This is a genomic window from Sodalinema sp. (assembly GCF_046483825.1).
Classification (GTDB): domain Bacteria; phylum Cyanobacteriota; class Cyanobacteriia; order Cyanobacteriales; family Geitlerinemataceae; genus Sodalinema.
Genome location: NZ_JAWOCL010000224.1, coordinates 22,475 through 31,390, shown reverse-complemented (window position 1 = coordinate 31,390; position 8,916 = coordinate 22,475). Strand labels below are relative to the sequence as shown.

The following is an 8,916-nucleotide window of genomic DNA, read 5'->3' as shown; positions in this document are numbered from 1 at the left end:
GTCGTTATCCCAGGGTAGCGATCTTGTTGTCCGTCACACCTCCTCTACCTGACTAGCCGCCAGAATCTTGAGCATAAAGTCATTATCCATCGCTGCGGTGTAGCGCTTCATCTTCAGACTGAGCTTCGAGGGTTCGCGCTTGAGCAAATTAACACTGAGCCGACGGATGAGACTGAAGTTTTGGGCAGCATAGCCTTGGCGAATGCGGCTAGCATCTTCATTGAAGGTGACATCGAGTACCCAATGAAGACTGTTTTCGACCGTCCAGTGGGAACGAATCACCTGAGCATGGCGGCTAGCGTTCGACGGCAAACTACTAATGTAGAAGCGGACATCAGTAGTGGTTTTGTTCCAGAGTTGGCGGGTACTTCGCACCCTGACGACCGTGGTCAAGCCAGTCCACTTCCCTTGACGGGGCAACGGCGGTAATTGGCTGACCGGCACTGTCGAAACCTGACGAGTTTCAAGCCGATGGTGACTCGACTCCATCGTCTCATGGTGGTCAGACTCAATGCTATCCCAGCCACGGGCATCCGCCTGCTCAAACCAAGTCTCGACCGCATGGCTAAGGGTCCCCTGATTCCCTTTTAGGGCCAACACATAGTCCCCCTCGGCTTGTTTAATTTCAGTCGCAATCGCCGTCTGAGTACCCATGGCATCGAGGGTCACCACCGTCCCCTTCAGTTTCAGGAGCTTGAGCAGCACCGGAACGGCGGTGATCTCATTGGACTTGCTATCGACTCGCTGTTGAGCCAGCACCAGGCCCTGCTCACTGCTCCAGGCGCTCACACTGTGTAGGGCTTTGAGTTGGCCCTCGCGGTCATAGGACCCTCGGGCGGTTTTCCCATCTATATGAATTAACTCCACCCCCAGGGCTTCGCTGAGCCCTCCAACCCAAGCTAAAAAGGCTTCCTCTAACTCTCCTGGGTCTAGTGCCCCAATAACACGCCCGAAGGTGTCGTGGGATGGGATTCCATTCGGCAAATCCAAAAAGGTTTCTAGCCATGATTGCTTGGCCCGACCATAGCGCTCAATGGCCACAAACCCATCAGCCCCAGCCAAGACCGCCAGGAGGGTTATGCTAACAATCGACACTAAACTATGGTGTTGGGTTCGTTTCACACGGGGGTCTCTCAGATTTTGAAAATGCTCGAGGACGCTCTCTCTTAAAATCTTCGTCTCTCGGGTGGTCTGAGGAGTCAGCACCCGTTGACCAAATCCTTGAGCCATGGGGTCTTTACCACGCTAATGAAGGACACACTTTTCTATGAAAGCTCCTTCACCCTATCTCCTACTGTCTCAATTGTCACCACTCCTCGCACCTCCCATTTCGGGTTCCTTGTCAAGTACAATTTATACCAAATTAGATGCGATTACCCTGATCTAATCTAGTATTAGCCTAATCTCAAGAAGAACACCCACAAACGGGACGACGGGCGGCATGATTCCCATCACCGGGCATCAACCCCAACACGATATGATGGGAGGCCGATCGCGTTGTAAACATCCCCAATGACACCGAACATGACACCGATAGTCAACCCGCATCGAGAACTCCACCCCGAACCCATTACCGCCGAGAACTTTGCCCCCTACGGTCAACTGATTACCCCTCAAGAAGACAGCAAACCCTTTGACGCTCAAGAGGCCCAATTAGACTTAAACCAGGGACAACCTCGCTTCTATCTGATGCGACTGCAACATCGCGGCTATCACTTCCATCAAATTACCCGCCATAGCCGCTGTACCCAATGTCTCGGGTCCTTGCAGGGACAGGACTGGTTCCTCGCCGTTGCCCCTCCCAGTGACGGCCCGCGCCCCGACGACACCCGCCTCAAAGCCTTCCACATCCCCGGAACCTGTTTCATCAAACTGCATCGCGGCACTTGGCACGCTGGCCCCTATTTTGAAGCGGAAACCGTGGACTTCTATAACTTGGAACTGACCGATACCAATGTGACAGATCACCTGAGTTACGATTATCGTGAGAACGACGGGGTGGAGTTTGCGATCGCCCCCACTCGCCCCTAATCGGGAATTGGCTAACTATCGACCCTTTTAATACCATTGTTCCTCGTCAGTCCTGTCGGGGAACGAGCCGATTGAACGGTGATATAACTGGTTTAACACTAGAGTAAATAGTCCTCATTCAGGGCTGCATTTTCGATATCGGTTTTGAAGTGATCAATCCCGTGAATCACAAAGTCTAACACTTCTTTGGCATACTCGACTTGAGGGCTGTCGCTGGAAAGTTCTCCATGGGCGATATTACATCGAGTCCTGTATAAATCATTGATAAAGCCATATTTATCCCTCCACAAATTCGTCTCAAGACCTAGAATTTCACAGATTCTCTGAAAGCTCCCGGCATCCAAGTTAGATTTCTGTTTCATTTTGTCATATTCAAGTGTTAAGGTTTCTGAAGATCTCAACTTTAATTGTTCGATTAACTGGCTTTGATAGCAAAATCCTGACTGATGATTGATAACATCTTGAATAAGTCTTTGACAGCCAATGACCTGAAAATTAAGAGAAAGTTGATCGAGCGATAGTCTCCGACTGTCAACATATCCGATATAAACTTGGGCTGCATGATGGACAAATTGCTCCCAGTGAGCATAAGCTAAAACAACTGAGCTTCTACAAACTACTTGGACTTCATGTTTTCGCCGACTATCTAATAGAAAATTTAAAGTTATCATTTCCTGTTTACGTCTTTGACTCTCAGATGCTAGGCTATCTAACAAATCATCTATTGTTCTGATTTTACGCATTGTTCCAACATAGACTGACCAAAGTTAATTGTTTTAGGAATACGAGTTGAAGACCTGACCCCAGATTTAGTGAATTCCTTTAGAGTTTCATTTTGACTTAAATCTCGATGAGCCTTTTCAAATTCAGAATCATTAGGCAATTCACCACCATTTAATAGAACTCGTGCCAACGCTACCGCAACGATTTCAAATAAAGACACGAGAGAACCTCCCATATAGATTTCTTTGTTGTGATTATACTTTCTGAAACTATTTTCTCCAAATTGCGTTGAGAGATAGTCAAATGTTCTTTTGAAGACCTCTTCAACCTCGTTTTTTTCAAAATTATCATCATTGGCAATTTCAACAATCTTATCCGTCAAAAATGTTCCCAGCTCATTGATGCCGTTGAGCTGGGAGGTTGGACAGGTTGCGAGTACCACAAAACGAGTAACAAGCTCCAGGTCAAAAGCCTCTTCAATTGCACGATCTGTTAGAATGAGACAGTCTTTGAATGGTATAAAATCACAAAGTCCTTGAAGCCATAGGAAGAACTCACGATTATTCATGATGAGAATACAACTACGGACTTCTTGGTCTGTCGCCAGAGACCCCCCTGTATTTAATCGTTGAAAAATTTCATATTTTGCAATTTCATCGCTATCTTGTTTGACAATATTAACATCCAGCCTAGCTCGTTTTATTTTAATTTTTGCTGAATCGGGCAACGATTGTTTTTCTCCTTGCTTGGCTGACCAAGTTCGATTCTTGAGGCTAGGAAGATAGCGAGTTTCAATTAGACATAACTCCTCTTGGGTAATGCCCTCTTCATTTTTGAGTTCTCCCATTAGCTCTAAAATAGTTGACAGTCGTTGCAAGCCATCAATCACATCCCAATGAGCGTCTAACCGTTCTGAGACAAAGATAGGTGGAATGGGAATACCCAGGAGAAGGGACTCAATAAATCGTGATTTTTGTCCGACTGTCCAACGATAAAAGCGTTGAAATTCAGGATGAATATTTAACTCTCCGTCCCGATACATGGAAACCAGTTCATTGACGGACATTGAATAAGAGTTTGTCGAGACTTGAGAGGACTTATTTCGTATTTCTTGTTCGAGAGTCATGGCAATTTAGAAAATTGTTAATACTGGCTATTATACCATTGCAATTCTCTATCTCCCATAACGAATGGCTCCCCCCAACGGTTGGATGAGACAACGACTCGACACCGATACCAATGTGACAGATCACCTGAGTTACGATTATCTTGAGGAGGATGGGGTGGAGTTTGCGATCGCCCCCACTCGCCCCTAACTCGCACCTCATCTATCCTGGCCATGACTCCCCTAGTCACCGTCTCCGATTCGTTGCAGGCTTTAATTGAACAGGCCCTAGAGGTGGGACTGTTGGAGTCGCCACCGCAAAACTGGACGGAACTGCTGCAACAACTCCCCCACACCACCCTCGTCAACGCCTGTCAGGAGAGTGACGTCGGTAAAACCCTCCCCAGTGCCTTCTATGTCCATCGCAGTGCCGTCGCTGCCCTGCCGCTGCCCCTACGTCTCTATGAAGGTTACGCCGCCAGTGGGGTTGAGAACCTAGACAACGCCACTCTCGTCAAGTTCTCCCTCAGCCAGCCTCAACTCTCCTATTTATCCTATCCTGACTTCGATGCGGACCCCCATCCCGCCCTCGTGCAAAGTATTCTCGTCAACTTGCGACAGGGAACCGTCAGTTGTCGCAATTACCAAGACTCCAAAAATCCGCCTATTTTGCATCGTAAGGAAACCTTTGTTGAACCGAGTTATCCCGGTTACGAGCAATTCCGAACTCTGACGCAACAGGAAGAAGCCCTCGGACTCCTCGATAATACCCGTCACATCGGCACTCGCAACAATTGGCAACGCTACTTAAAGGATGTGGGGGTGGAAATTCAGGGCCATCAGGTGCAGCGGCGTCAGGTGGAGAATCCTCTTAAAGCCCGAATTGAACGCCATCGGGCGGCCATGATGCGTCATGATTTTTCTCGTCCCCTGAAGTTAGCCCTAGAAGCGGGCTTGTTAACTCCTGAAATGACCTGTTTTGACTATGGTTGCGGCTATGGGGGAGATGTGAAACGGCTGCAACAGCGGGGACTCACAGTCCAAGGTTGGGACCCTTATTATGCCCCAGAGACGGCGTTGGAGAAGGCGCAATTTGTCAATTTGGGCTATGTGATTAATGTGATTGAAGATCCTCAGGAACGCCGGGAAGCGTTGCAGAAGGCTTGGGCGTTGACGGAGGGGGTGTTACTGGTGGCGGCCCAGGTGTTGGTGCGCGATCGCGATGAGGAAGATGTTGTCTATGGGGATGGGGTGGTCACGCAGCGGGGAACCTTTCAGAAATATTATGAACAGGAGGAGTTAAAAGCCTATATTGATGGCGTGTTGGGGGTGGATGCGCTGCCTGTGGGGTTGGGGGTGTATGGGGTGTTTCGCGATCGCGAACAGCAGGAGCAATTTCGCGCCTCTCGCTTCCGTTCTCGCAGCCAAACTCCCCGTGTGCGCGTCTCAGTTCAGCGGTTTGAGGAATGTCGAGATACCTTAGAACCCCTGATGCAGTTTTTCAGCGATCGCGGCCGCCTTCCGAAACCCACAGAGTTAATTGAAGAAGCGGATATTATTGATTTATTTGGCAGTTTGCGTCGCGCGTTTCGCCTGGTGTTGCAAGCGACGGATGAGGCGGACTGGGATGCGATCGCCGAACGTCGCCGCCAAGAACTCCTGATTTATTTAGCCTTAACCGCCCTGGGCGATCGCCCCCGGTTTAGTGAGTTAACCCCAGCGATTCGCTATGATATCCGCGCCTTTTTTGGGAATTATAAACAAGCCCTCATGGCGGCGGACTTAATGTTATATGGATTGGGCAGTTTAGAGCGGTTAGGGAAGTTGTGCGATCGCAGTAACATTGGCCAGCGTTCTCCCAGGGGCTTAACCGTACATATCAGCGCCTTCAACCACCTCGACCCCATTTTACGGCTCTACGAAGGTTGCGCCAGCCACACCATCGGCAGAATGGACAATACGACCCTCATTCAATTCCACACCCAACGCCCGAAAATCTCCTATTTTCACTGTCCAGACTTCGACACCAACCCCCATCCTCTGATTAAAACCATCATGCAAATCGACCTACAAGATTTGCGAGTTCATCGCTACACCTACGAACTCTTTGAAAACCCCTTTGTTCTGCACAAAAAAGAAGAATTTGTCACCCCAGACTATCCCCACTATGACCGTTTTGCCCGACTCAGCCGACAAGAGCAAAAATGGGGACTCCTTGACGACCCCGAAGCCATCAGACGATATCGACAATGGTTAAAATGCCTCAAAGCCAATGGTGCAGAGGTTCGGGGTCATCGCGTCTATTGGCGCAAAGATGTTGACCCCTATCAGAAACGAGTCATCGAAGCTCGCAAAAACCGTTCTAAGTCCTAAGTGGACGATGATTCGCCATGATATCCAGACATCCCTCTTGAAAACTAGATTTCTTTTTTACACCATATACGTATATGACGAACAGGATCTGCCACGATATCGGGCGATCGCCGGTGAGGGAGCAGCCTTCCGCGTCAACGTAGCAAGCTCAAGAGTTCTATATGCAATTTGGACCTCTATTCGACCAACAGTGGTACATTTACAACGATGGTCAAGAGGGTCGCACCCCCAGGGTTGACCTGAATTTAATTGACCCAGATCCCAATACCTCGAATGTTTGGGATGACTACAGCGGTGAGGGAGTCAGCATTGGCGTTGTTGATACAGGAGTACAAGCCACCCACGAGAATCTTATCGGAAATTACGACTTCGACCCAGAGGGGTTAACCCCCCCCTACGACCCCAGTGAAGGGACACCAATCCCCGATCCCCATGGAACTGCCGTTGCCGGGATTATTGCTGGGGATAACAACGGCGTCGGTACCACGGGAGTTGCCCCCAACTCCAATATTACCGGCTTTCGTAATACCGATATGCTCTCCGATGAAGCAAGCATTGTCAAGATAACCGATGTAACGCCACTGGAGCGTCAGGCCGCTTTTGATATTTCCAATAATAGTTGGGGGCCAAACAATCCCTTTCAAGACAATTTCAACAAGGCCCCTGAACTCAAAGAAGCCCTAGAAGCTGGCATCACCCAGGGTCGTGATGGTCTAGGGACTGTGTTTGTTTGGGCAGCTGGCAATTCGAGACAAGAGTTAGGGCATCACGCAAACTATAACAATCTAACCAACTCTCGTCACACCATCGCCGTTGCTGCCATTGATGGTCAAGGGATTGCCGCTCCCTATAGTAGTCAGGGAGCCAATCTGCTCGTGTCTGCCTTTGGAGATGGCGATGGAGAAGAAATCCCAGGAACCATTGCCAGCACTGATTTTATGGGAGTTGAGGGCTATAACCCCAACGAAGTGACAGTACCTGAGAATACCCCCAACCTCAACTACACTAATCGGTTTTCGGGAACTTCTGCCTCTGCTCCCATGGTCTCCGGCGTGGCGGGGTTAATGCTCGAAGCCAACCCCCATCTCGGCTATCGGGATGTGCAAGAAATTCTGGCCTATTCCGCACGACAAAACGACCCCACTCACGACGATTGGCAGTTCAATGGTGCCGAAACTTGGAATGGTGGAGGTCTCCATGCTAATCATGACTACGGGTTTGGTCTGGTCGATGGTCATACCGCCGTCCGTTTAGCGGAAAGTTGGACCGTTCAACATCTCTGGGCTGACCAACACCCACAACGCACCTGGGTTAATGAAGCTAGTCTCGTTGAGAGTTCCGCTGCGCCGGTGGAGATTCCCGATGGGGCCACGGTTTCTGATAGCGTTACCCTTCCCGAAGGCTTGGACTTGCAACAGACTGAGATTGCGGTGGATGTTTCCCATGAGGCCATCGAAGATTTAGTCATTACCCTCACCTCCCCCTCCGGAACCGAGAGTGTCTTATTTGACGGCTCCCAACTAGAGACCATAAATCTCGGTCAGGATGAGATGGGAAATCCACTAGAGGCTCCCTTCGCCGAATTTCGTGATAATCCCCAAGCCTTTACGGACGACCCCATCGCCATCGAACTGGGTGAGTCTTACCAAGATGGCATTGATTTCACCTTCTCCAGTACCTTCAACTGGAGTGAAACCAGTGAGGGAGAATGGACCTTAACCCTCGAAGATGGGGAATCTGGCACCGGGGGAACCCTCAACAATTGGGATTTACGGGCCTATGGCGATGAGGCCACCCCCAATGAAGCCTACATCTATACCGAAGAGTATGGCAGCTTAGATGACCCCGATCGCCAAGTTCTGAGCAATCCTGAGGGAACCCATAGCATTAACGCCGCTGCCATGCGTTCCGATAGTCTCATTGACATTAACCCAGGAGCAACGGGAGTCTTGGCGGGTCAACCTCTGACCATTGATGAAACGACCCAGATTGAAAACGTCTGGGGAGGCGATGGCAATGATACTCTCGTGGGTAATGAGGGAGATAATACGCTCATCAATCCCCGAGGCGATAACCTCCTCATGGGGGGTCTCGGCGATGACCAGATTAGCACTGGTGAGGGCAATGATACCCTCTTTGGCGGCCAGCAAAATGACCTCCTTGAAGGAGGTGAGGGTGATGATGTCCTTTCGGGCGATTTAGGAGATGACACCCTCATTGGGGGCGGTGGCAATAATACCTTTGTCCTGCGTCCCAATGGTGGGGAGAATATCATCACCGACTTTAACACCGAAGCTGACCAAATTGGCTTAGCCGATGGTCTGACTCAAGAAGCACTGACCATTAGCCAAGCCGGGGCTGATGCCATCCTTGAAGAAGGAACCGAAACCCGAGCAATTCTCAATGATGTGGATTCGAGTCTGTTAACTCCAGACCAGTTTGTCACCATGGATTGGTGACGGTTGATCGCTCAACCCCCTCAAGACCATTGACGAGGCTCTTTGGGACGATTAGAATACGGAGGAGATCGTCACTGACTTAAAACCTTCGCCGCGTAAATCGTCCGTCCGTCAGTGGTCTCTATCCCTAAATCTCCGGTAAATCCTTAGTTTCTCGCCTGAGACATTAAGCTTTTACCGTTATCAATCCGGTCGGTGCGCTGTTGACGCACCGCCTTTTTGATC

7 protein-coding genes are annotated in these 8,916 nt (G+C 49.7%); 4 read left to right on the top strand and 3 right to left on the bottom strand.

Annotated elements, in window-relative coordinates; translation table 11 throughout:
* Nucleotides 1–33: 33 nt before the first annotated feature.
* Nucleotides 34–1,203 carry an ISAs1 family transposase gene (locus R6U67_RS14725; RefSeq protein ID WP_410253249.1) on the bottom strand — a complete coding sequence of 390 codons (1,170 nt, stop codon included), beginning with the start codon at nt 1,201–1,203 and terminating at the stop codon, nt 34–36.
* 321 nt (nt 1,204–1,524) lie between these two features.
* Between R6U67_RS14725 and R6U67_RS14720 the strand changes: the two genes are divergently transcribed.
* The gene (locus tag R6U67_RS14720; protein WP_410253248.1) at nt 1,525–2,031 is read left to right on the top strand and encodes an ureidoglycolate lyase; all 507 of its coding nucleotides are present in this window, start codon (nt 1,525–1,527) and stop codon (nt 2,029–2,031) included.
* Nucleotides 2,032–2,129: 98 nt separating this feature from the next.
* On the opposite strand, the gene R6U67_RS14715 is transcribed toward R6U67_RS14720, so the two are convergent.
* Nucleotides 2,130–2,774 carry an MAE_28990/MAE_18760 family HEPN-like nuclease gene (locus tag R6U67_RS14715; protein ID WP_410253247.1) on the bottom strand — a complete coding sequence of 215 codons (645 nt, stop codon included), beginning with the start codon at nt 2,772–2,774 and terminating at the stop codon, nt 2,130–2,132.
* The gene (locus R6U67_RS14710; RefSeq protein ID WP_410253246.1) at nt 2,753–3,880 is read right to left on the bottom strand and encodes a DUF262 domain-containing protein; all 1,128 of its coding nucleotides are present in this window, start codon (nt 3,878–3,880) and stop codon (nt 2,753–2,755) included. The genes R6U67_RS14715 and R6U67_RS14710 overlap by 22 nt, the downstream gene beginning before the upstream one ends.
* Before the next feature lie 64 nt (nt 3,881–3,944).
* Here R6U67_RS14710 and R6U67_RS14705 point away from each other — a divergent pair, with 64 nt between their 5' ends.
* The 3 genes from R6U67_RS14705 (at nt 3,945) to R6U67_RS14695 (ending at nt 8,691) form a co-directional block, all read left to right on the top strand.
* Entirely contained in the window at nt 3,945–4,070 is a 126-nt protein-coding gene (locus tag R6U67_RS14705) for a hypothetical protein (protein WP_410253245.1), read from the top strand.
* A gap of 23 nt (nt 4,071–4,093) precedes the next feature.
* The gene (locus tag R6U67_RS14700; RefSeq protein WP_410253244.1) at nt 4,094–6,232 is read left to right on the top strand and encodes a DNA phosphorothioation-associated putative methyltransferase; all 2,139 of its coding nucleotides are present in this window, start codon (nt 4,094–4,096) and stop codon (nt 6,230–6,232) included.
* Nucleotides 6,233–6,393: 161 nt separating this feature from the next.
* Nucleotides 6,394–8,691, top strand: coding sequence for a S8 family serine peptidase (locus R6U67_RS14695; RefSeq protein ID WP_410253243.1), 2,298 nt, complete (start codon nt 6,394–6,396; stop codon nt 8,689–8,691).
* The last annotated feature ends 225 nt before the right edge of the window (nt 8,692–8,916 follow it).